Origin of the sequence: Collinsella sp. AM42-18AC (genome assembly GCF_003467965.1) — a bacterium.
Taxonomy (GTDB): Bacteria; Actinomycetota; Coriobacteriia; order Coriobacteriales; family Coriobacteriaceae; genus Collinsella.
In genome coordinates this window covers 162,875-186,688 of record NZ_QSFY01000002.1, presented here as the reverse complement: position 1 = coordinate 186,688, position 23,814 = coordinate 162,875, and the positions used below count along the sequence as shown (strand labels likewise).

The window sequence follows — 23,814 nt, the reverse complement described above, 5'->3', positions numbered from 1 at the left end:
CTCAAAACCCGGCACTTGGGGACAGTCATTGTTGATGAGAATCGGGCGCAGTGCCAAAAGCCCCGCTCGGCGAGATGTCGAACGGGAAGGTGCCGCAGCGATTGAACGCGGCGATAAACATGCGGATGGCGTTGGACGGCGTGGTGCCCACGAGCTGGGTTGCCGCCGCGAAGGCCGCCTTTTCCTCGGGCAAGACCTTCGCGACAACCGGGGTCATGTGATCTGCCATGGCGCTTCCTTTTTGAAACGACGGTGGTGCGGATAGATGCGGGCCACGCGGCTGGGCGACGGGCTGTGAAGGCAACCCGATTGGCCCGCATCCGGAGTTTGTTTCTACGGCGTTGGTATTACTTGGTATTCCTAAGTATTACCCCGCAGATAGAATAGCACACCCGACCCAATGGGGGCGGAGGAAAACGAATCATTTTGTTGCTGAGTAGGTATTTAGAGCGTGATGATGTCCGAGATATCGAGGGCCTGAGCGTCGGCGACATCGTGCGATGCAAGCAGCAGCATACGGCCGTCGAGCAAGTCGAGCACGACCTCGGCGCATGCGTCGCGCGCAGCGGTATCTAAACCGGTAAAGGGCTCGTCAAGAATCACCGCGCCGCCCGGGCACAGCAGGGCTCGAGCGATCTCGACGCGACGGCGCTGCCCGCCCGAAAGCTCGGCCACGCGAGTATGTACATCGACCCCCGGCACCAGCAGGCGCAACAGGGCCGCAGCACTCGAGGCGTCCACGCGTGCATCGGCGCACACTAGCACGTTATCCAGCGCCGCGGCGGACTCGACCAAGTGTGCATCCTGAAACACCATGGAGCACGGCGCGCACTCCCCCGCCGCAAGGGCAAGGAGCGTAGACTTGCCCGCACCCGAGGCGCCCATCACACAGATACGCCCAGACGCGGGCACGTTGAGCACCAGTCCGGCGAGCGCCGGCGCCCAGGGCGCGCGATCGCCCACGACGAGCGCAAGCTCCGCCGCAGCGCCATCGCCCGCAGCCCCCGCACGCCCGCGACTACCACGCCCATGCGCCCGCACGGCCGCGCCCCACGCCACGGGTCCCGAAACCCGCAGCAGCCACACCAGCACGCGCTCACACGCCCACGAGGCGGCAACGACCAGCACGGTCCACGCCAGCAGATCAGCCGTCTCAATCAAAAGCTTTGCCTGATAGATGCGCTCACCCACGGTGCCCACCGCCATGCCGATCAGCTCGGCTGCCACGCCGGCCTTCCAGCTCATGCCGATCACGGACCGGGCACACGAAAGCACAAACGGCAGGACTTCGCGCCAGGTATGAGCGCAAAACAGTCGCCATCCCCGCACGCCATGCAGGCGAAACATCTGCTCCAGCGGTTTATTCGCCTGTGCCAAGCCCTCGACCAGCGAGAAATATACGCCCGGCAGCGCCATCAAAAAGACTGCCGCGATGCTCACGCGCGCCGATCCCAGCCAGATAAGCAGCAGGACCACCACGCAGGCAACCGGCGTCGCCTTTACAAACGACAGCGCCGGAGCCACCAGGCGTGCAAACGCCCGCGAGCGTGACGAAATCCCGGCAAGCACGCCACCACACACCGCGGCAAGCGCCAGCCCGCCCAGTATCCGCGCGCCCGAGCCCACCAAAATCGCCCAGGCACCGCCATCGCACACCAGGCGCAGCAGCGCCAAGGCAACAGCACCCGGCCCCGGCAAGATCAGCGGCTGCGCCACCAGCGCCGCCACCAGCATCCACGCGGCAAGCCAAAAGGCGGCGACGGCACCTGCCGCCGCCTTCATACGCTCTGTCATTTGTCGAGCAAACGCGCGCACGGGCTACTCCATGTAGTAGAAATCGTCAGCCGGGAGCTTGCCGCCCACGGCGCTCGCATCCGCATCGGCCAGCACCTGCAGGTACCCACCGAGCGCCGCCTTCATATCTTTCCCCGTCTGGCAGACAAGCATGCACCCGGGAATCGCCTTCTCGGCGATCTTGGCGTTGTCCACGATGCCGGCATCGACCACGGCCTGCGCCCAATCTGTCGGCGCCGCATTGACAGCCTTAACGCTCGCCGCATGGCAGCTCAAGAACTCCGCAACGGCCTCGGGATGTTCCTCGGCAAACGCGCGGCGCACCACGGTCACGCCCGTCAGCAGGCGCGAACCCGTGTCGCCCGCCAGCTCATCCCACACATCGGTCAGACTCACCGGCGCCGACAGCTTGCCTTCGCTCTTTGCAATGGCAGCGGTCTTGAACGGCTCGGGCAGCACGCCCACGGCAGACGGATCGGCAAGCAGCGCCGACAGCACTTCGGTGGGCTCGCTCTTAAACTCGAGCGTCACCTGTCTGGTCAGGCCCGCGCGCTCCAGCAGGTAGTTCATGACGTACTCCGGCGTGGTGCCTTTGCCCGTCATGTAGACGGTACGACCCGCCAGATCACCAAACGAAGTAACGTCCGCGTTACCCGTCACCACGTTCAGCACGCCCAGCGTGTTGATGTCGATGACCTGCACCGCGCCCTCGGTCTTGTTGTAGAGCACGCTCGCCACGTTGGCGGGCACCAGAGCAATGTCGACATCGCCCTGAATCATCTTGGGCACGATCTCGTCGGCCGCGGCGCTGATCGCAAAGTTGAACTCGTTATCCGTGGCACCGTCGGCCGCCTGGTCCATAAACTGCACCAGGCCAATCGAGGTCGGTCCCTTGAGCGAGGCGACGTGCACCTCGACCGACTCTGCAGCAGCACCGGCGCCGTCCGCGGCAGCCGAGCCCGCGGCGGACCCGGCACCGGCAGCCCCGCCGCTGCAGCCGGCCAACGCAAGCGACAGCGCGCCCGCGGCAAGCGCCGAGGCAAACCCTCGGCGCGAAAGCTCAAATTCAAACGCGCGCATCGTTAGCACTTCCCCTCGTTAGGCATCGACCAGGCGTGATGGTCGGTATGCAGCAACTCCTCGGCCAGCGGCGAGAGCGGCGCGCCCAAAAACTCGCGGTAGCACGCCTGAACATCGGGGTTCTCGTGCGAGAAGCGAATGTCCGCAGCGGCATCCAGCCCCCAGAGCACCTGGCCACGCTCGGCCGCCAGTTCACAGCCGTCGTGGATGGGCTGACCGCCGCCGCCGACGCAGCCGCCCGGGCATGCCATGACCTCAACGAAGTCATAGCTCACACGGCCGTCGCGAATCGCGTCGAGCAGACGCGCGGCGTTGCCCAGCCCGTGTGCCACGGCGACGCGCACCTTGGTGCCATCGATATCGGCCACGGCTTCTTTCCAGCCGTCCAGGCCGCGCACATCAGTAAAGAAGTCGGCGTCGGGATTCTTGCCCGTCACCAGGTAATATGCCGAGCGCACGGCGGCCTCCATCACGCCGCCCGTGGCGCCAAAGATCACACCCGCGCCCGTGCCAAAGCCCAGCGGCGTATCGAGCGGCTCCTCGGTAAGCGTGTCGACGCTCACGTGGCTCGCGCGAATCATGCGTACCATCTCGCGCACCGTCAGCGCAACGTCCACATCGGGCACGCCGCCCTCGCCCACCATGCTCGGCAGCGCACACTCGGCCTTCTTGGCCGTGCACGGCATCACGGACACCACAAACAGGCGCTCGGGCTCCACGCCCAGCACCTTGGCGTAGTAGGTCTTGGCGATGGCGCCAAACATCTGCTGCGGCGACTTTGACGTGGACAGGCTGTCGACAAACTCCGGGTAGCGCGCCTTCACAAAGCGTACCCAGCCCGGGCAGCAGCTCGTGAACATGGGCCAGCTGCGGCTGTCGCCCTCGCCCTTGGCGGCCTTACCCAGGCGCTCGAGCAGCTCGGAGCCCTCCTCCATAATGGTGAGATCGGCCGAGAAGTCGGTGTCGAACACGTACTCAAAGCCCACGCGGCGCAGCGCACAAGCCAGGCGCTCGACGGTAGCCTCCTCGCGCGGAATGCCGAGCTCCTCGCCCCAAGCGCTACGCACGGCCGGCGCGATCTGCACCAGCACGATCTTGTCGGGATCAGCGAGAGCGTCGAACACGGCCTCGGTGTCATCGCGCTCGCGCAGCGCGCCTGTCGGGCAATGCGTGATGCATTGACCGCACGCGACGCAATCGGTCTTGCCGATCGGCGCACGCCCGCGGGTGCCCACGGCGGTATGCGTGGCGCGGTTGGTCAGGTCCCAAATCCCTAAGCCCTGCACGCTCTCGCACACCTTGATGCAGCGCATACATTTGATGCACTTGTCGTTGTCGCGGATGATGGGGAAATCGAAGTCCCAGCCCTCGCGCGCCAGGTGCTGCTCGTACGGCAGATAGAAGATACCCAGGTCGTTGGCGATGGTCTGCAGGTTGCAGTTACCACTGCGCACGCAGCTCGTACAGCGCGAGTCGTGCTGGGACAGCAGCAGCTGCACGTTGGTGCGACGGGCCTCGCGCGCCTTGGGGCTGTTGGTGTGGACCACCATGCCGTCGAGCACGTAGTTGTTGCAGGCGGCAACCAGCTGGTCGCAGCCCTCAACCTCGACCACGCACACGCGGCAGCCGCCGATCTCGTTTAGATCGCGCAGATAGCACAGGGTGGGAATCTGGATGCCGACGGACTTGGCCGCATCTAGGATCGTGGTGCGCTCGGGCACCACGACTTCACGGCTATCGATAATGAGCCTGACCATGTTGTGCGCTCCGTTCTCGGTGTTGTCGCTGACGGTGGTTTTGTTAGGCTCTACCATTCCAGGTTCCTCCCTCCGCGGAACGCGCCAAAGCCAAAGTGGTCGCAACGCAGGCAGCGGCTTGCCTCCTGGCGTGCCTCCTCCTCGGTAAGGCCCTGCTCGACCAGATTCCAATCGTGGATGCGCTCGCCGGCCTCGCGCTCGCCCAGCTCGCAGCGGCCGCACTCGTGCTTACCCTTAAACTGGACGGTCGGCAGTTCGACCTCGAGTTTGATCTTGTGATCAAAGCCCAGGTAGCGGTCGATGTTTGCCGAGGCCACGCGGCCGGCGTTGATAGCGCGGATAACGGTGGCGGGGCCGGTCTGGCAGTCGCCGCCGCTAAAGAGACCATCGAAGTTGGGCACGGCGCCGTCCGAATCGGTGACGACGCAGCCCCACTTGCAGGCAATGCCCATCTCCTCAAACGGCCTGGAATCGATGTCCTGGCCAATGGCCACGAACACGCGCTCGCAGGGGATGACGCGCTCTGGCGTAGCGGCGGCACGCGGGGCCGGGCGACCGCGGCGGGGCTCGCCGATAATCTGTGGCTGCACGCGCAGGCCGCACACGCGACCGTCCTCGCCGGTCTCGATGGCGAGCGGGGCCGTCAGCTCCAGCACCTCGCAGCCCTCGGCCTGGGCGCCGGCGATCTCGGCGTCCTGGGCCGTCATGTCGCAGATGCGGCGGCGGTAGACGATGCTCACCTTCTCGGCACCGCAGCGCACGGCAGAGCGGGCCACGTCCATGGCAACGTTGCCGCCACCGATGACGCACACGCGCTGACCGCTCAGGTCGGGCAGCTCGTCGTCGCCGATGGCGCGCAGCATCTTGACGGCCGACTCAACGCCGGGTGCCTCTTCGCCCGGAAGGCCGAGCTTCTTGTCGTTGTGGGCACCGATGGCCAGGTAGACGGCATCGAACTCGTCGCGCAGACGGGCAAGCTCCTCGCCGTTGACGGAGTGGTCGAGCTCCACGTCGATGCCGGCGCTCAAGATCCAGTCGATCTCGGCCTGCAGGCGCTCGCGCGGCAGACGATAGCTGGGGATGCCGTAGCGCAGCATGCCGCCCAGGTGGTGGCGCTGCTCCAAGATGGTCACCTTGTGGCCCATCACGGCCAGGTAGTAAGCGCAAGAAAGACCGGCCGGGCCGCCGCCGATCACGGCGACGCGCTTCCCGGTGTTGTCCACCACGTGCGGCTTGTGGTCGTTGAGGTCGCTATGCTCAACGGCAAAACGCTTGAGGGCGAGGATGTTCATGGGGTCGTCGACCATGCCACGGCGGCAGTGCATCTCGCAGGGATGCTCGCACACCAGGCCGCAGACGAGCGGCAGCGGATTGTTCTTGCGGATGACCTTGACGGCGTCGGCATAGCGGCCGGCCTCGACCAGCGAAATGTACCCGGGAATGTCGACGTGCGCCGGGCAGCCCGAAACGCACGGGACGCGGGCCTCGCGGTCAAAGCCGCAGGAGTGCTCGCGAATGTGGTGCTCAAAATCGTCGCGGAAGCCGCGAATGGCCGTGAGTGCCATGGCGCCAGCTTCGTAGCCGATGGCGCAGTCGCTCGAAAGGTAGATGGTGCGGGCGGTGCGCTCAATCAAGTTGAGCGTGGACTCGTCGGCGCGGCCCTCGAGCACATCGGCGAGCAGGTCGCTCAGCGCGCTCAGGCCCACGCGGCAGGGCGTGCACTTGCCGCAGCTCTGGGTGGAGCACAGATTGACGAGCGCTGCCGTAAACTCAACGGGGCACGGGGCGAGCGAACTCACCGCCAGACGACGTCCGAGCGCATCGTGCAGGTCGTCCATGACGGCCTGAGCGTGGCTGCGTTCCATTACGTGCAGTCGAGCCATAAGATCCCCTCTCACATGGCAGCCCGGAGGCGAGGCCGGGCGAAGTTGCTACACGCACAACACTGACCTAAAAAGTTGTTAGGTCTCCACGCAGTTCGGCAGGCGGTATGAAATGTCACCCTCGGCGGTGAAATAGAACATTACCGCAGATAAATGCCATATTTGATAAAACGCATTACCAAATGACAATGCCCCGTCCACGCAATCACGTGGACGGGGCATTGCTCTAGGTATGCGGCCAGCGACCCTGTTGCCTTTACTTAAGCTCGGGCCAGAAGTCCTTGTTGGCCTCGATCATGTCGTCGAGAACCTCCTTGGCGACCTTCATCGAAGGCACGGTCTTGTTCAGCGTAAAGGCCTTGAGCGCCTTCTCGTAAGAACCCTCGATCGTAGCCTCGACCACGAGCTTCTCGGAGTTCAGCTGCTGCATCATGAGGCCCTGCTGGAACAGAGGAATGTTGTCGCGGCTGATGACCTCGGGGCCATTCTTGCCAATGTAGGCAGGCAGCTCGACCATAGCGTCGTAGGGCATGTTGGGGATAGCGCCCTTGTTCTCGCAAATGACCAGGAAGCGCTGCTTGGTGTCGTTCTTCAGAGCGATAGCCAGATCGGCAATCCAGTCGCCGTGGCTGCCCGCATAGAACGTGCTCTCGTCGATCTCGCCCGTCTTCTCGTAGTGGTCGATGCCGTCGAAGAGGTTCTTCTCACGCGTCTCCTCAACCTCGTTAGCACGGGTGCGCTCGGGGTTGGAATGCTCAACGAACTCCTTCTGCTGCAGGTAGTAGTTCAGATACGTGTTGGGCAGGTACTCCGGGAAGCACTCCATGATCTCGTACTCGCCCTTCCAGACGTAGTACCAGCTGCCCTTGGTGTGGCGGTTCTGCTCGGGGTGCTCGTCGGTGGTCTCCTCGGGCTTCTTAGACATCAGCGAGCCCATGCCCTTGAGGTACGAATCGGGCAGCAGAATCTCATGCTCCTTGATGTACTCGCGCAGCTGCGGGAGCACCTCCTCGCCCTTGTGGCGGATCGAGGTGAACCAGCCAAAGTGGTTGAGGCCAAAGTAATCGTACTCGACATCCTTCTTGTCGATATCGAGTGCGGCGCAAACCACGTCGATGATCGCGATCGGCATGTCGCAGATGTTGATGATGCGAGCGTTGGGACGCAGCACACGGCAGCCCTCGGAGACGATGGCAGCAGGGTTGGAGTAGTTGAGAATCCAGTAGTCCTTCTTGGCGTACTTCTCAACGTCATCGATCAGCTCGACCATGGGGAAGATGGTGCGCATGCCGTAGGCAAGGCCGCCGCAACCGCAGGTCTCCTGGCCCACGCAGCCATGGCGCAGCGGAATCTTCTCGTCCTGCTCGCGCATGGCGTAGCCGCCCACGCGCATCTGGGCAAACACGAAGCTCGCGTCGGTAAAAGCCGTCTTTTTGTCGGTGGTCACCGTGAGCTTGATGTCAAGGCCGAGGTCCTCGTGCAGAATCCAGTCCACGAGCACGCCGATCTTGCGCTGGCGCTCCTCGTTGATGTCGTACAGACGAATCTCGTCAACGTCGAGCTCGTCCTTGCGCAGAGCGATGGACTTGACGATGCCGGGGGTAAAGGTGGATCCGCCACCACACAGAGTAATGATCATTGTTTACTGCTCCTTCTCAATTGCGTTTTCGACCTTGTCGCGCATCTCGGCGACCTTCATGCCAAAGATGATCTGGATATTATTGCCGTTGCGGTTGATGCCGCTGTTGGGCACGTGGTTGATGAGGTCCTCATTGATGAGGTCCGGGTTCTTAACGTTCACGCGGAGACGCGTAAAGCAGTTCTCGAGCTCCTCGATGTTGTCCTTGCCACCAAGACCTGCGACCAGGTCGGCAATACCTGCATCGACGCCCTCTGCGGGGGCCGCGGCAACAGCGCCCTGCTTCACCGCGACAGACGCGGCGGCCTCGCCCTCGGCAACGGACTCGGCGAGCTCGGACTCCTCCTCGCGACCAGGCGTGTGAAGGTTGAGCTTCTTAATAAGGAAGGTGAAGAGGAAGAAGTACAGAGCGGCGTTGACGACTCCGAGCACGAGCATCATCGGCCAGTTGGTCTTATCGACACCAAGAACCAGGTTGGAAACCACGATGTTGATGATGCCGCCTGCAGTCGAAGCGGGCACGGAGAGGACCTTGAGCAGGACCAGGAAGATGCCGGAAAGAACCGAGTGAACGACAAAGAGCACGGGAGCGGCAAAGACAAAGAGGAAGTCCATGGGCTCGGTGACACAGGAGAGCACGGCAGTGATGATCAGCGGGATGATAACGGCCTTGGTCTTATCCTTGTTCCCCTTGTAAGCGGTGAAGATAAAGGCGAGACCGATACCGATGTAGGGCCACAGGTTGTTGAAGGTGTAGCTGTTGAAGTAGGTGCTATCGGAGAAGGGCTGGCCCGTCATCGCCATCTCGGCAACACGGATGGGATAGGCGCCGGCGATAACCTGATCACCCAGCGTAAGGGTGCCGCCCACATCGGAGAACTGGAACGGGGTGTAGATGAGGTGGTGCAGGCCGGTGGGAACGAGCAGCTTGTTGAGCATGCCGTAGATAAACAGACCGATGTTGCCCGACTCCTTAATGATGCCGGCAACGGAGGAGATGGCGCCCTGAACCGGAGGCCAAACGATGCAGAAGCCAGCGCCCATGATCCAGGAGATGATGATCATGATCAGGAACGGGAAGCGAACGCCCGAGAACATCGAAAGGGCAATGGGGAACTGCTTGTTCGAGTACTTGTTGAACACGGCACCGGTGATGCAACCAAGAATGATGCCGCCAAACACGCCGGTATCGAGCACCTGAATGCCCATAACGGTGCTCTGGCCGGTTCCGGTAAGACCGAGCATGCCGCTCGCTTCGGCAAGAGAGCCGGTGGCGTTGAGCACGATGTTGTTAGCCTGCAGGAACAGGAAGAACGACATCAGGGCAATCAGCGAAGCATGGCCCTTGTTCTTCTTTGCCATGGCGCCGGCGATGCCCACGCAGAACAGAATCGAGAGGTTGTTGATGATAAACATCAGCGACTGATAGACAACGGCGCCCACAAGCTGGAACGGGCCGGAGCCCAGCACGGGGACCACGGCGCAGATGGTCTTGTTGGTCAGAATGATGCCCACGATGAGCAGGATGCCGGCAACCGAGAGATACATCATCGGCTGAACGATCGACTTCGCGAACACCTCCAACGGCGCTTTGAAATTGAACTTCTTTTTTGCGGTCATAGCGGTACTCCCCTTCCTTTTCCGCAAATTAAGACAGATGTGCCCTGGACAAGACCGTGAGCCTTGCCTTATATCAATCGATGTGTGGGCACGTTATGCCTAGAGACCAGGTTCTCCAAGCAGGTTAACAATGTGATATGCGAGATAACTCTTCTCGGCATCGGTAACGACAACGTTATAGGTAGACGCCAAGTGGTCGGCAATTGACTCCGCACACGAGAACGCCCTCGGATACGCCGTTTCATCGATACGGAACAGCGCGTCGCCATTGACCTGCCCCGCCGCGGGATCGAGCGCTCGCTGCGCGAAAAACTGCAGATGGCGAACGAAACGCTCATAGGGCAGCGAGGTGTTATCGAGGGTCGTAGCATAGCGCTCGGAAACAATCGCGAGCACATCGCGAACGAGCTGGACCGAGATGATGAGACGGTCGGAGCGTTGCGGCATGGTGGCGTTGACGATATGCAGCGTAATAAAACCCTGCTCTTCTTCGCTCATCTGGATGCCCATATACTCCTTGACAATCTGCAGCGCACGGCCCGCAAGCGCATACTCCTTGCGATAGAACTGCTGGATCTCGAGCAGCAACGGATTCTCGCAGGAGACGCCCTTGCGCTCGCGCTCCAAAGCAAGGCCGATATGGTCTGCGAGAGCAATGAGGATCTTGTCGTTGATATCAACATTGAGCTCTCGACGGAGCATCTGAACAATGTCCTCGGCAATCACGAGGTTGACGGTGGGGATGGACTCCAAAAGATGTGCCAAGCGGTCAATCGTACGCGAATCCTGAGAAGTGCCCTCCTGCAGCGCATAGGTCTTTTCGACCGATGCTTCATCGATAGCGTCGCCGGCGTGACGGCCAAAGCAGAGGCCTCGGCCGATGACGATGAGCTCGGAGCCGTCGTCCGAAGTGACCATTGCGACGTTATTGTTGAAAACTCGCTTGATAACCACGGTACCCACCACAAGAATTTACTCGGAAAGCCAGACGACAGGCTCTTTAACAGTAACAGGGCCGGAAGCGTGCTCACGAAGAGTCGAGTTCTCCGAACGCTCGCACACAATAACGAAGACCGTGGGATCGAAGCCGGCGGCGCGGACCGCGTCAAAATCGACCTCGACGAGGGGCTGGCCCGCGTCGACATGGTCACCCTGAGCAACAAGCGCATGGAAGCCCTTGCCCTCAAGTTTAACAGTGTCGATTCCGATATGCAGCATCACCTGAGCAGAGCTGTCGTCGGACATGATGCCCAGCGCGTGCTCAGTCGGAAACAGCGCCGCGACGGTGCCGGAAACAGGAGCGCACACCGTTCCCTCTTGGGGAACCACGGCAACGCCATCGCCCACGGCACGGCTGCTAAAAGCGGGGTCATTGGTATTTTCTAGATGAACAAGCTCGCCGGAAACGGGAGCGAGGATTTCGAACTCGGAAGCTGCAGTCTTCTGCTCATCCGAACCGCCCATCAGGCGAGAAAAGAAACCCATGGTGGCATGTCCCTTCATAAATATAGCCCAACCAAAATCAAGCGAATGCGTCCATAGAGACACATCCGTTCAAAGACTTTGGTTAGGCCCACGTCCGAGGGACTCGGTAACCTTCCGCATTTCTTTTTACGGGAGCTATTGTAGACAAGCCCAAAGCCAGAATAGTCATTATGACCGGTGAGCGGTATTTTTTCTTCGATAAACGGTATTTAGGCAGCACTTGGGGACGTTCCTTTTCTGCCGGCACCCAGGGGCACTCCTCACTCTGATGCATTGGGGACAGGTTTGTTTGCACCAGGTTGGTGCAGATTAACCTGGCCCCATTGCACCAATTTCGTATGCGCTAGACAAAGAGCTCGCATTCCTTCCGCACGACGCAAACCTTGCTCAGCATCTGGGAAACAGCGGATAGCTTGTTGGGATCAAGCTTACGAGCGCCTCGCGGGCATACGGCAATGCAGTGCATGCAGGAGATGCACGCCTCGCCAGCTGCTCGTTTGGGGGCACCCTTGTCGATAGCACAAACGGGGCACGCCGCGGCGCATGCACCGCAGGAGACGCAATCCTCTGTTGCCTCAGGTGCCATGCGGTGACCTCTGGCTTGTTTGTAAGGACGATTGCCGGGAATAGAGGGCTCGGATGTATCCTCAGCCAACAGCTTTTGCTGAATTTGCTGCGCAAACTCTGCGAGCTGCGCCGCATCCTGCGCATCCGGTCGCCCAGCAGCAAACTGACGAGCAACGGAATGCTCAGCAATAGCAGAAACCGCTGCAACCACCCTAAATCCGGCGCGCTTCGCAACGTCCTCCAGCTCTACGAGCGTGTCCTCAAACGCGCGGTTTCCGTATACACAAACCAAAACAGCCCGAGCCCCGTTGCCGCGCACCATGTTCAGTCGGTCGACCGCCATGGCAGGGACTCTGCCGGCATACGCTGGCACGGAGATAGCAGCCACGTCGTCCTTCGTCATCGAGACCTCGTGGAAATCCAACCCGCTATCGGTCAGATCGACGGTAACGGTATTCTTGTCCAGCGCTCCAGCCACAAGGCCAGACACCTTCTGCGTTCCACCCGTCGGACTAAACACAATTTCGAATACGCTCATCTAGACACCCTCCCCCTACGCTCAGCAACGCGTCAAGCCGTTTTCACATCCAGCCAGAGTATACGGCACGTGGGTCCCCGTTTTAATGCACCAAGCACCCCAATGCACCCACCCTACGCTGTCTGCCTCTTCGTTTTGTATAAATTACGGTACAGATTGTATATATTTACGGGATACCGCCGTGTTCTCCCGAGGTACCCCATCCTGGCCCGTGCAAAAAACGGAGTATTCTGCAACGTGACCGCGCCAGCACCGCCGCGGATGGGCAAAACTGTAGGGCGCCGCATCCTTTTAAGTCCCGACATGGCGAGAATGACGCGCCCCTGCTCCGGAAAACGACGAAATCTGACTCAGAACGCTCGCTAGGGATATCCGAAGGCCACCGTTGGCGACGTCAAATCATATGCAGACAACTCGAACTGCAGAATACTCCAAAAAATGCACGGCGCACCCCATGGGACCCATTGCCGCATGGTAGGAAACAGGCCCACGGCATCCTCTAGATGCATTCCCGAGGAAATCACATTTGAACTAGCGATCGGATACGGCAAACAAAAAGGGCCCCGAGCGTAGTTGCTCGGGGCCCTTGGTTCACCTCGCTCTAGCGGGCGATGCGTGCGTTATTTGCGCTTGCCGCCGCCGTCACCGGGGCGGCGGGAGCTGCTACCGCGCTTGCCGCCACGACTATTGCCATAGCTGCCACGGTTATCGCGACCGCCGGCGCGGCCGCCACGGGAACCGGCCTGGTTGCCGCCACGCCCGCCACGATAGCCGCCACGACGCTCCTCGCGGGTATCGTCGTAGTTGCGCCAGTCATCGCGACGATCGCGGCTGGCACGCGGGTCACGACGATCGCGCGACTCGTTAGAACGACCAGCGCCGCCGCGGCCGCCGTTACCACGAGCACCCTCGCGACGCTCGCCGCCGCGGCCGCCGCGCTCTTCAAAGCGCTTGCCGCCGCGGGACTCGCCGCCGCGGGTACCACGCTCGTCACGCGAACCACGGCCTTCGCCGCCACGGCGCTCATTGCGCCCGCCGCGCTCGCCATCGCGACCGGAACGACGACGGTCGCCCGCACCGCGTTTGCCGCCACGCGAACCGCGGCCCTCGTCCTCGCGCTCAACACGGCGACGACCTCCACGGTCCTCGTCCTCGCGACGGCGGCGATGCGCCTCGCCCTGGAACTGCTTGGCACGACGCTCGGCACGGTTACCGCGCGGGGCCTGCTCGACGGCAGCGGCACCGCCGCGCTCCTCGGCAGCTACCTCGCGGGCCACGCTCTCAACAGCCTCGTCTACGCGAGCCTGAACGCCCTCGCGCACGCGGGTCTTGCCGCCGCGCTTGGGACGGCTCGGACGCTCGCCGTCGCCGCGACGCTCGTCACGACCGCGGTTGGAACGACCGGCCACATCACCGTAATCGTCGCCGTTGCGCTTGCCGTCGCGACGCGCCTGCTCAAGCTTCTTCTTGCTCTTGGACTTGCCTCGCTTGGTCTTCTTCTTCACCTTAAAGGCCGCAGGGTCGCGCTCGGGATCAACCGCGGGTGGATTGGGGCCCACGTGCAGGTCGCCGGCCTCGTAGATGTCGGCGGTCTTGTCCATGAGCTTCTCAATCTCGTAGAACTCATCGACGTCCTGCTCGGTCACAAACGTAATGGCCCAGCCCAGCTCGCCGGCGCGGCCCGTGCGGCCAATGCGGTGGATGTAGTCGGTCGGCTCGGCCGGCACGTCAAAGTTCACGACGTAGCGCACGTCGCTAATGTCGATGCCGCGGGCAAGCACGTCGGTTGCCACCAACACGTCGACGGTACCGTCGCGGAAGGCCGAAAGCGCGCGCTCGCGCTGGGCCTGGCTGCGGTTGCCGTGAATCGCGGCGGCCTTGATGCCCTTACGCTCCAGACGACGGCAGCAGCTGTCGGCGCGATGCTTGGTACGCATAAAGACGATGGTGCGCTCCGGGCCTTCCTTTTTGAGGAACTCGGGCAGCAGGTTGTTCTTGGCCTCGATGGACACCGGGAACACAAACTGGTCGACGGTGTCGGCGGTCGACGTGGCCGGTGCGATCTCCACGCGAGCCGGGTCGCTCACCAGGTCGGTGATCTCGCCCACAGCCTCCTCGTCAAGTGTGGCCGAGAACAGCAGCGTCTGGCGCTCGGCCGGCGTCTCGCGCACAATGCGGCGGACGGCGGGCAAAAAGCCCATGTCGAGCATGCGGTCGGCCTCGTCGAGCACCAGCACCTTGACCTCGTCCAGGTGGCAGGCGCCCTGCTCGATCAGATCGACCAGACGGCCCGGCGTGGCGACTAGGATGTCGCAGCCGTACTTGAGGGCAGCGGTCTGCGGCTTGTAGCTCACGCCGCCCACGACGGTCACGGCGACATGACCGGTGACGTCGGCGATCTTGCTCGCGACCTCGTCGATCTGCTGGGCAAGCTCGCGCGTGGGGGTGATGACGAGCATCACGGGGCCGCGGCCGTTGCCCTCGGGCTTTTTAGCGCCGCGACGGCGGTTGCGGCCGCTGCGCTCGCGCACAGGCTTGGGCGGAGCGATGTGCTCCAGATTGTTCATGGTCGGCAGCAAAAAGGCGGCCGTCTTGCCGGTGCCAGTCTGAGCGGCAGCAAGCAGGTCGCGGCCCTCGAGCACCACGGGGATTGAGCCGGCCTGCACGGGCGTCGGCGCCGTGTAGCCCAGGTTCTCGATGGCACGAAGCATCTCGTCGGAAAGGCCCAGCTCGTCAAAGGCGGGCAGGCTCTCGGTAGCGGACTCGACGGCCTGGGCAGCATTGGCCTCATCGGCGGCATCGAAGGCAGCCTGGGTCATGGCCTCGCGGGTCTCGTCCAGGATCTCGGCGTCGGTGACGTCGGATACAGAATTACGCATATGTTGTTGTTCCTTATCTGCACGCGCAATGGGCACGGCATGCGGCCGCGCGGGCGTGCTTGGTAGTGCGCTAATACATACAAAAACGGGTGCGCACAGAGAGGACGTTGCTCAGCACGCTGGCGATCGCTTTGGCAGCCCTATCACGCGCCGTCCAGACGCAGCGGCCCTAAGCGATGGAGCAGATTCGCCGCGGGTTAGTATACCCGTGCTTCGCATGCCCCCACGTAAACCACAGATGACGGAGCGGACGAGGCGGGCCTGGGCCGATTGTCTCGATCTGTAACATCTAGAACCCAAAAACCGGTCTAACTGTTACAGATTGAGACAAACTCAAACCTCGCAAAACAAAATCTCAATCTGTAACAGTTAGAGGTCATTTTCCCCGCTAGATGTTACAGATCGAGATGTTTGACATGAGCTGCCAACGATTGAGCAGCCACCCGCATCTGTAGCGAAATGTCATACATTTTCATCCCCACTGGACACCCCCAGGGGGTATGGGTGTATAGTATCGGCAGGTTAACAATTCCAATACCGAGCCACAGAAAGGAGAAGCCATGGCTCAAGATAAATTCGATGTGGGTGGTATGACATGCGCCGCCTGTCAGGCGCACGTGGACCGCGCCGTAAGCAAACTCGACGGCGTCGAGAGCGTCGCGGTCAATCTGCTCGCCGGCTCCATGCTGGTGGACTATGACCCCGCGCAGGTCACCCCCGACGACATCTGCACCGCTGTCGATCGCGCTGGCTACTCGGCCTCGCCCGTCAGCACGGGCACCGACGCCGGCCCAAGCGGCAGCGCACAAGCCAGGACCGGCGCCGCCCATATGGAGTCGCCCTCCAAAAAGTTGGAGGCCGCCGCTTCCGCCATGCGCACACGACTCATCGTCTCAATCGTCTTTCTTGTCCCGTTGTTCTATATAGGCATGGGGCACATGCTCGGCTGGCCGCTGCCTGGCGTCTTCACCGATCATACCCACAGCATGACGCTCGCCCTCACCGAGCTCGTCCTGCTCATCCCTATCGTCTACGTCAACGACGCGTACTTTATCAACGGGTTTAAATCGCTCGCACACGGCGCGCCCACCATGGACGCCCTTATCGCCGTTGGCGCCACCGCATCCATCGCCTGGTCGCTCTACGCCATGTTTATCATGGCCGACCAACTAGCCGCAGGACAGGTCCGCGAGGCCATGATGACGGGCATGGACAACCTGTATTTTGAGAGTGCGGGCACGATCCTGTCGCTCGTCACCGTGGGCAAATACCTCGAGACACGCAGCAAATCCAAAACCGGCGGCGCCATCGAGGCGCTCATTGACCTGGCGCCCAAGACCGCGATCGTCGTGGCCGAGGACGGTACCGAGGCCACCGTCGACGTCGATGCCATTCTGCCCGGCCAGGTGCTGCGTGTGCGCCCCGGCGAGTCCATCCCCGTCGACGGCGTGGTGCTCGAGGGCAGCTCGGCCGTGGACGAGAGCGCGCTCACCGGCGAGTCCATCCCCGTGGAGAAGACCGCCGGCGACACTGTCAACGCGGCCACGGTCAACCGCACGGGCTCGTTTACCTTCCGCGCCACGCGTGTGGGCGCCGACACGTCGCTCGCCAAAATCATCAAGCTCGTCGAGGACGCCAACGCCACCAAGGCGCCCATCGCCCGCATGGCCGATAAGGTCGCTGGCGTATTTGTGCCCGTGGTGTTTGTGATCTCGGCCGTGACCTTTGCGGTGTGGATGGCACTGACTGGCAGCGTGAACGAAGCGCTCACCTCCGCCGTGGCCGTGCTGGTGATCAGCTGTCCGTGTGCACTGGGCCTGGCCACGCCCGTCGCCATTATGGTGGGCACCGGCAAGGGCGCCGAAATGGGCATTCTGTTCAAGAGCGCCGAGGCGCTGGAGAACCTGCGCAGCGTGGGCACCGTGGTGCTCGATAAGACGGGCACGGTCACCCGCGGCAAGCCTGCCGTGACCGATATCGTGGTAGCCACGCGCGCTGACGGCTCGTCCGCCATGAGCGAAAAGGCGCTGCTCAAGCTGGCCGCCGCGCTGGAGCGCTCAAGCGAGCACCCGCTGGCCGAGGCGATTATGGCCGAGTGCGAGACACGCGGAATCGTCGCGCGCATGGTCGAGGACTTTGCTGCCGTGCCCGGTCGTGGCGTTACGGCGCGCGAAGGGCAAAACGCCATTGCCGCTGGTAACGTGCGCCTGATGAACGAGTTGGGCGTTACCGTGCCCGCGGGTCTTGCCGAGCAATTTGCCGCCGAAGGCAAGACGCCGCTGTTCTTTGCCAAGAACGGCGAGCTTGTCGGCACCATTGCCGTGGCCGACGAGGTCAAGGAGACGAGCGCCGCAGCCATTTCCGCGCTGCGCTCACTCGGCGTCGACGTGCGCATGCTCACCGGCGACAACCGCGTGACGGCCGAGGCCATCGCCCGCCGCGTGGGACTCACCAGCGAACAGGTTATCGCCGACGTCCTCCCCGCCGACAAGGAGCGCCACGTGCGCGAACTGCAGGATGCGGGCGGCAAGGTCGCCATGGTGGGCGACGGCATCAACGACTCCCCCGCCCTAGCGCGCGCCGACGTGGGCCTTGCGATCGGAGCCGGCGCCGACATCGCCAAGGAGGGGGCAGATGTGGTGCTCATGCGCAGCGACCTCATGGACGTCGCCCGCGCCATCGAGCTTTCGCGCGCCACGATTCGCAACATCAAGCAGGACCTGTTCTGGGCACTGTTCTACAACGGCATCGGCATTCCGCTGGCGGCGGGCGTGTTCTTCCCGCTCACCGGATGGCAGCTCTCGCCGATGTTTGGCGCCGCGGCCATGAGCCTGTCGAGCGTGTGCGTCGTAAGCAATGCCCTGCGCCTGCGAACTTTTAGATCCAAAGTGGCAAAATAGGCTCACCATTAAGTCCATTTAGAACGGGTTTTCCAGGTGCCCGAGATTGACCTGAAAGAGGAGCGACGCGTACTTTGGTACGCGAGCGACGGTTTGAAGGTCAAGGTCGGGTGCCTAGGAAAGCCGACACAACAGAGAGGAATATCCATGCGTTTCACAATTAAGACTTCCGGCCTTATGTGCGGCCACTGCGACGCCACCGTCGAGACGGCGTTGCTCAACGTGGCCGGCGTGACCGACGCCGACGCCGATCACGAAACCCAGACCGTCCAGGTGGAGTGCGCCGACACCGTGACCGCCGAGCAGCTCGCCGCCGCCGTCGAGGGCGCCGGCGAGAAGTTCCACGCCCTGTCCGTAACCGCCGCGTAACGACCCACGCGCACCCCGACCAGAAACGAGGACCCGCCATGATGGCAGACCATAAATCGGTGACCCGCATGCTCAAGACGGCACGCGGTCAGATCGACGGCATCCTGCGGATGGTCGAGGAGGACCGCTACTGCGTCGATATTTCCACGCAGCTCATGGCAACGCAGGCGCTCATTGCGCGCATCAACGCCGACGTGCTCAAGGCGCATATCGAGGGTTGCGTGACCTCGGCAATCGAATCGGGCGACGAAGACCTCAAGGCCGCCAAGCTCGCCGAGATCGAACGCGTCGTCGACAAGCTCTCCAAGTGATTGGGGCATTGGGGACGGACTGCTTTGCACCATCTTGGTGTATCGGGGACAGGCACGTTTACACCACATTGGTGCAGAATAACCTGTCCCCCTTGCTCTAAATCGGGTATAAAGGCGTGCGGCATATCGAATGAAAGGCAATTTGCATGAATGACTTTATGAAGGGCCGCAATGGCGCCGATGAGCTCACCATCGTTATGGGCTTTGTCGGCATCGTCATCGCGATGATCGGATCGATAGCCCATATCCAGTGGCTCAGCTGGATTGCCATCGCCGTAATCGTGATTGGCGTGCTGCGCGGCCTGTCCAAAAACATCGACGCACGTCGCAAGGAAAACGCGGCCTTTGTCGCCGCGACCGCTAACGTCCCCGGCCTGGGCAAGTTCGTCGCGAGCTTGGGTAGCGGCGCCGCGGCTGCCAACGCCTCGCGCACGGCCGGTACCAGCAAGGAAGACTTTGAGCGTGCCAAGCGCACGGCCAAGAAGATGTGGAAGGGTCGCAAGACCACAGCATACCTCAAGTGCCCCAACTGCGGCCAGATGCTCTCCGTCCCCAAGGGCAAAGGCAAGATCCGCGTCACCTGCCCCAAGTGCCACGCCAAGATGGAAACCCGCTCCTAACGCCCGCACGCGGGACAAATTAATCAGGTTTGTTTGTCCCAAATCTTAAGTATTTGTTCGATAAAAAAGCCGAGGCCTCGTGTTGAGACCTCAGCTTTTTGCATGCGGCAACGGAGCTGCCCCTTTGTCACATCTACGCCACACCGTCGCGGGCCAGCTCCTCAGCCAGCGCTTCGGCAGGCATGGCCATAATCGCGTCGAGCTCGGCGTCCACCTCGGGAATACGCTTCACCTTGAGCTTGCGTACCAAATCACCGCGACACATCACATGCGTCGGCTCACGCAGAGCGCACAGGTCATCGAGCGGATTCTTGCGCGTCACCAGGATATCGGCGGCCTTGCCGCACTCGATCGTACCGGTCTCGCCGCCCAGCCCCAGCAGCTCGGCGTTGACTTGCGTAGCCGTATGCAGCGCGAAGGCGTTGCTCACACCGACATACTTGGCAAAATAGGCCGCCTCACGCCACATGTCGTACTGCGTCACGAACGGGCAGCTTGAGTCCGTGCCCAGGCCCACCTTAATGCCAGCTTCCAGCGCGGCACGGGCGCTCTCGATGATGCCCGAGCACACGATGTCGCCGTTCTTCTTTTGTGTATCGGTCGAATGGGTCTTTTCCGGGTCGAGCAATACAAACGGCAGCGCCGGGCTGATCGTGCAGGTCACGCTCGGCGCGCGTCCCTCGAGCTGTGTGCCCGCGGCGCCGCGATACAGCTCCAGGATCTCGGGCGTCATCGGGGCACCGTGCTCGATCGTGTCGACCCCGGCCTCAAGCGCGGCCTTCACGCCCTCGGTGCTCTCGACATGAGCCATAACCGGCAGGCCCACCTCGTGCGCCGCCTTGCACGCCGCCGCGGCAACATCGATCGGCATGCGCAGCACGCCCGGCTCGCCAACTTCGGTCGCGTCGAACACGCCACCCGTCACGAACAACTTGATGACGTCGGCACCACGAGCGTACAAGTCGCGCACCTGTTCGGCCGCCTCGTCGGGCGTATTGGCGACCTGGGCGAACAAGCCCGCACCATGGCCGCCCGGCACCGTGACGCCCGTTCCCGGCGCTACCAGACGCGGACCCTGATACTTACCGGCGTCGATAGCGTCGCGCACGGCAATGTCGGCAAACAGCGGGTCGCCCGCGCCGCGCACCGTGGTCACGCCGCTTGCCAGCTGCTGCTGGGCACTGCCCTTGAGGATGCGGCGGACGATGGCACGCCCCACGGGATTATCGAGCTTCTTCATCAGCGCTCCCGCATCGCCGGCCGAGACAGGCTTGCCCGAGCCGCACAGGTGCGCGTGCATATTGATGAGACCGGGCATGAGATACGCACCGCCCAGGTCGATAACCTCGGCACCCGCGGGCGCCTGCGCCACAGCACTCGGCCCCATCCAGGTGATGACGCCGCGCTCAACAGTCACGGCCATATCGGGTTGCGGCTCCATATGCTCCGAACCATCCAGAATGGTCGCATTGATAAACAACGTGGAACGATCGGCAGTCGCCATATCGAGCTCCTCCCTCACGATTAACTTGAACATTTGTCCATTATCACCCAATGCAGCGACCTAAAGTCGAGCATATCGGTTAACGGAGGGACGAGAGAGATGTGAGGGCAAACGGAGACAGCGTGGCGATACTTCGGCCGTGCTGACGAAACATCTCAATCTGTAACAGTTAGGCCGCCCCCAGGCCGTTAAACGTTACACATCGAGACAAAAGGGCAGAAGGCAAGGCAGGCGACAACCGCCCATCCTCTACCCCCACTCCTGCTCGTAGATGTTGAGCGACTTTACGTACCGCCCCTGGGCGCCCATGATGTCGCGGACCAGACGCAAGAAGAAGCTGATGCACGAGGTGTCAAAGCCGTCCTGCAGGTCCTCCGGATGCACCGCACCCGGCCCATCGACCGCCGTATCGCTCAGCCGCGCGATGTCATACAGGTAGAGCTGTCCCGCCGTAAGCCAGACATCGTCGACGCAGGCGAGGCGCACCGCAATCGCGCCGTCACTCCAGTGCTCCTTCTGCACGATATGCGGATCGTAGACATCAAAGCGATGATCGGTGCGCGTGTCCTTCAGCACGACCATGCCGGACGCAGGATTCTTGTCCAAAATGCCAAAGCGCGAGAAATACTGCGTGTCGCGTACCTGCTCGAGCCGCTTGAGCGAGGCAGGCGAAAGCGATGCCGGCGGCTCGTCAACATACAGCTCGAGCAGCGTTTTGCCATGGCGATAGGGGCGCTCAAACAGCAGCCAATCGGTAAACGCCATGTTGTAGGCCATGATTTCGTTTTGCGAAGGCTCAGTGCAATAGCTGAGCCACGGGTCGACAATGATCTCGAACTGTTCGCGCGCCGGCTCCAGGAATTGAAACTTCCGCAGCATCCAAAAGTGAGCCATGTCGGCAATATCGTTGCCGACGGCTTCGGCTAGCTCTGCTCGGTCAAAAGCGTGGTCAGTCATGGCATCCTCCTCAAACTGATGGACCTCAATTTGAGCTTACGAGGAAGGTGGGCAGCCACGACCAGCGCGGGCAAAATAGGCCTCCGACTGCAAACCAGATACTGACCAAACACTTGACGAAAAGCTTGATCGAAAATGCGCACCGCAATAAAACCGCAGGTAGACATAGACGGCCAACCCGCCCTTTTGAGCCAGATGCCCGCAGCCACCACAGAAACAACAGGTGACCACAGCCCGAGAAGTCGACAAATGAACATCCGTACGTCGACAAACGAGCAAACTGCTCGCAAATCCGCAAGGAGTGTCCCCGAGTGCCGACAGAAAAGGAACGTCCCTAACTGCCGGCACTTAGGGACGTTCCTTTTGTGCCGGCAGTTAGGGACAGCCCTTTCCGATTCGATTGTTGAGTATCTCCGTGACTACTTTACAGTTCCAGCGCGTCGGCGACTTCGGCTGCGCAGGCCAGGGCATCGGCCATGGCGTTCACCACGAGCGAGCTGCCGTTGCGGGCATCACCCGCCACATACACCGGCACGGCATCCGCAGCAACACCATCCACGCGGGCCGCAAGGTGCGAGCCCTCGGAAGCCATCACGGGCAGCGGGCGGCCCGCCGTGGCAACGGGCACGCCGACAGCTTCGAACACGCTGTGTTCCGGACCCGTAAAGCCACAGGCGATGAGCACCAGCTGCGCCGGCACCTCGTGCTCGGAGCCCGCAATGCGTTCGGGCTTGCCGGCCGACCAATCCAGATCGACCACGCGCAGACCCGCAGCCGCGCCCTTCTTGTCCAGCAGCACCTCGAGCGTGTCCACGCCCCAAGCGCGCATCTCGCCGCCCATGGCAGCGATAGCCTCCTGCTGGCCGTAGTCGGTCTTCTTCACGTTGGGCCACTGCGGCCAGGGGTTGCCTGCCGCGCGCTTATCGGGCGCAGCCGGCAAGAACTCAAACTGGCGCACGCTGCGCGCGCCCTGACGCACCGCGGTACCCACGCAGTCGTTGCCGGTATCGCCACCGCCAATGACCACGACGTCCAGGCCGCGTGCGTCAATAGCAGGCTCACCGCCATCGAGCACCGAGACGGTCGAAGCCGTCAGGTAGTCCACGGCATACACCACGCCCGGGGCATCAATGTTCGCAGCCGAAAGTCCACGCGGAGCACGGGCGCCGGCAGCCACCACGGCGGCGTCAAAGTCGTCGAGCCTGGCGGTAACCTTGGGATCGCTCACGTCGGCGCCCAGCTCGAACACAATACCCAGCTCGCGCATGAGCGCCACGCGACGCTCGACCACAGACTTCTCGAGCTTCATGTTGGGAATGCCGTACATGAGTAGGCCGCCGGGGCGGTCGTCGCGCTCAAACACCGTCACGCGAGCACCGCGACGCGCAAGCTCCCATGCTGCCACCAGGCCAGCCGGGCCGGAACCAACCACGGCGACCGAGGGCGCGTCCTCCCCTGCCGGCTCAAAGCGACGTGGGCCGCCGTTTCCCCACTCATGGTCGCTGATCGCACGCTCGTTATCGTGAATCGTCGTGGGTTGGCCGTCGACCGAGCCCAGGTTGCACGCGGCCTCGCACAGTGCCGGGCACACGCGGCTCGTGAACTCAGGCATGGGCGAGGTGAGCGACAGGCGCTCGGCAGCCTCATCCCAGCGGCCGCGGTACACCAGCTCGTTCCACTCGGGAATCAAGTTGTGCAGCGGGCAGCCGCTCGGACGTGCCTTGCCAAAGCTCGCGCCCATCTGGCAAAACGCCACGCCGCACATCATGCAGCGGCTCGCCTGGGCGCGACGTGCGTCGTCATCGAGCTCCACATACAGGGGATCAAAATCATGACTGCGCTCCTCCACGGGACGCAGCTCGTGGGTCACGCGATCGATATCAAGAAAAGCACCGGGCTTACCCATGGCAC

At 62.4% G+C, this 23,814-nt stretch carries 18 protein-coding genes; 4 read left to right on the top strand and 14 right to left on the bottom strand.

The annotated features are described in order from the left end of the window. Positions 1 to 25 precede the first annotated feature (25 nt). The 11 genes from DW913_RS02480 to DW913_RS02430 all read right to left on the bottom strand — a co-directional run bounded on the left by DW913_RS02480 (position 26) and on the right by DW913_RS02430 (position 15,242). The gene (locus tag DW913_RS02480; protein WP_117797469.1) at positions 26 to 229 is read right to left on the bottom strand and encodes a hypothetical protein; all 204 of its coding nucleotides are present in this window, start codon (positions 227 to 229) and stop codon (positions 26 to 28) included. 215 nt (positions 230 to 444) lie between these two features. Continuing rightward, positions 445 to 1,815, bottom strand: coding sequence for an ATP-binding cassette domain-containing protein (locus DW913_RS02475; protein ID WP_147349621.1), 1,371 nt, complete (start codon positions 1,813 to 1,815; stop codon positions 445 to 447). A 3-nt stretch (positions 1,816 to 1,818) separates the two neighbouring features. Next, positions 1,819 to 2,874 carry an ABC transporter substrate-binding protein gene (locus DW913_RS02470; protein ID WP_117797467.1) on the bottom strand — a complete coding sequence of 352 codons (1,056 nt, stop codon included), beginning with the start codon at positions 2,872 to 2,874 and terminating at the stop codon, positions 1,819 to 1,821. A 2-nt stretch (positions 2,875 to 2,876) separates the two neighbouring features. Then, positions 2,877 to 4,631 (bottom strand): [FeFe] hydrogenase, group A, encoded by a 1,755-nt coding sequence (locus DW913_RS02465; protein ID WP_199580726.1) that lies wholly within the window; start codon positions 4,629 to 4,631, stop codon positions 2,877 to 2,879. Between the two features lie 50 nt (positions 4,632 to 4,681). After that, positions 4,682 to 6,514, bottom strand: a complete 1,833-nt coding sequence (locus DW913_RS02460) for an NAD(P)-binding protein (RefSeq protein WP_117797465.1) — start codon at positions 6,512 to 6,514, stop codon at positions 4,682 to 4,684. A gap of 256 nt (positions 6,515 to 6,770) precedes the next feature. Next, a complete protein-coding gene (locus DW913_RS02455) occupies positions 6,771 to 8,153 on the bottom strand; it encodes a 6-phospho-alpha-glucosidase (protein WP_117797464.1) in 1,383 nt (460 codons plus the stop codon). A gap of 3 nt (positions 8,154 to 8,156) precedes the next feature. Then, on the bottom strand, positions 8,157 to 9,773 hold the full coding sequence (locus DW913_RS02450) for a PTS transporter subunit EIIC (RefSeq protein WP_117797463.1): 1,617 nt from the start codon (positions 9,771 to 9,773) through the stop codon (positions 8,157 to 8,159). Positions 9,774 to 9,872: 99 nt separating this feature from the next. Beyond that, complete coding sequence (locus DW913_RS02445) at positions 9,873 to 10,727, bottom strand: PRD domain-containing protein (RefSeq protein ID WP_117797475.1); 855 nt, start codon at positions 10,725 to 10,727, stop codon at positions 9,873 to 9,875. Between the two features lie 18 nt (positions 10,728 to 10,745). Further along, on the bottom strand, positions 10,746 to 11,258 hold the full coding sequence (locus tag DW913_RS02440) for a PTS glucose transporter subunit IIA (RefSeq protein ID WP_158566174.1): 513 nt from the start codon (positions 11,256 to 11,258) through the stop codon (positions 10,746 to 10,748). 343 nt (positions 11,259 to 11,601) lie between these two features. Beyond that, positions 11,602 to 12,363 carry a 4Fe-4S dicluster domain-containing protein gene (locus tag DW913_RS02435; RefSeq protein ID WP_117797461.1) on the bottom strand — a complete coding sequence of 254 codons (762 nt, stop codon included), beginning with the start codon at positions 12,361 to 12,363 and terminating at the stop codon, positions 11,602 to 11,604. Between the two features lie 620 nt (positions 12,364 to 12,983). Beyond that, positions 12,984 to 15,242 (bottom strand): DEAD/DEAH box helicase, encoded by a 2,259-nt coding sequence (locus DW913_RS02430; protein WP_117797460.1) that lies wholly within the window; start codon positions 15,240 to 15,242, stop codon positions 12,984 to 12,986. A 560-nt stretch (positions 15,243 to 15,802) separates the two neighbouring features. Between DW913_RS02430 and DW913_RS02425 the strand changes: the two genes are divergently transcribed. The 4 genes from DW913_RS02425 (at position 15,803) to DW913_RS02410 (ending at position 19,442) form a co-directional block, all read left to right on the top strand. Further along, on the top strand, positions 15,803 to 18,142 hold the full coding sequence (locus tag DW913_RS02425; protein ID WP_117797459.1) for a cation-translocating P-type ATPase: 2,340 nt from the start codon (positions 15,803 to 15,805) through the stop codon (positions 18,140 to 18,142). A gap of 147 nt (positions 18,143 to 18,289) precedes the next feature. Continuing rightward, on the top strand, positions 18,290 to 18,511 hold the full coding sequence (locus tag DW913_RS02420; protein WP_055251893.1) for a heavy-metal-associated domain-containing protein: 222 nt from the start codon (positions 18,290 to 18,292) through the stop codon (positions 18,509 to 18,511). A 38-nt stretch (positions 18,512 to 18,549) separates the two neighbouring features. Next, entirely contained in the window at positions 18,550 to 18,822 is a 273-nt protein-coding gene (locus DW913_RS02415; RefSeq protein WP_006235337.1) for a metal-sensing transcriptional repressor, read from the top strand. A gap of 146 nt (positions 18,823 to 18,968) precedes the next feature. Continuing rightward, a complete protein-coding gene (locus tag DW913_RS02410) occupies positions 18,969 to 19,442 on the top strand; it encodes a hypothetical protein (RefSeq protein WP_117716904.1) in 474 nt (157 codons plus the stop codon). A 133-nt stretch (positions 19,443 to 19,575) separates the two neighbouring features. Here the strand turns inward: DW913_RS02410 and DW913_RS02405 are convergent, their stop codons facing one another. The 3 genes from DW913_RS02405 to DW913_RS02395 form a co-directional block, all read right to left on the bottom strand. After that, complete coding sequence (locus tag DW913_RS02405) at positions 19,576 to 20,946, bottom strand: amidohydrolase family protein (RefSeq protein ID WP_233541971.1); 1,371 nt, start codon at positions 20,944 to 20,946, stop codon at positions 19,576 to 19,578. A 249-nt stretch (positions 20,947 to 21,195) separates the two neighbouring features. Beyond that, the gene (locus DW913_RS02400; protein WP_117797457.1) at positions 21,196 to 21,903 is read right to left on the bottom strand and encodes a hypothetical protein; all 708 of its coding nucleotides are present in this window, start codon (positions 21,901 to 21,903) and stop codon (positions 21,196 to 21,198) included. 424 nt (positions 21,904 to 22,327) lie between these two features. After that, positions 22,328 to 23,809, bottom strand: coding sequence for a glutamate synthase subunit beta (locus DW913_RS02395; protein ID WP_117797456.1), 1,482 nt, complete (start codon positions 23,807 to 23,809; stop codon positions 22,328 to 22,330). Positions 23,810 to 23,814 lie beyond the last annotated feature (5 nt).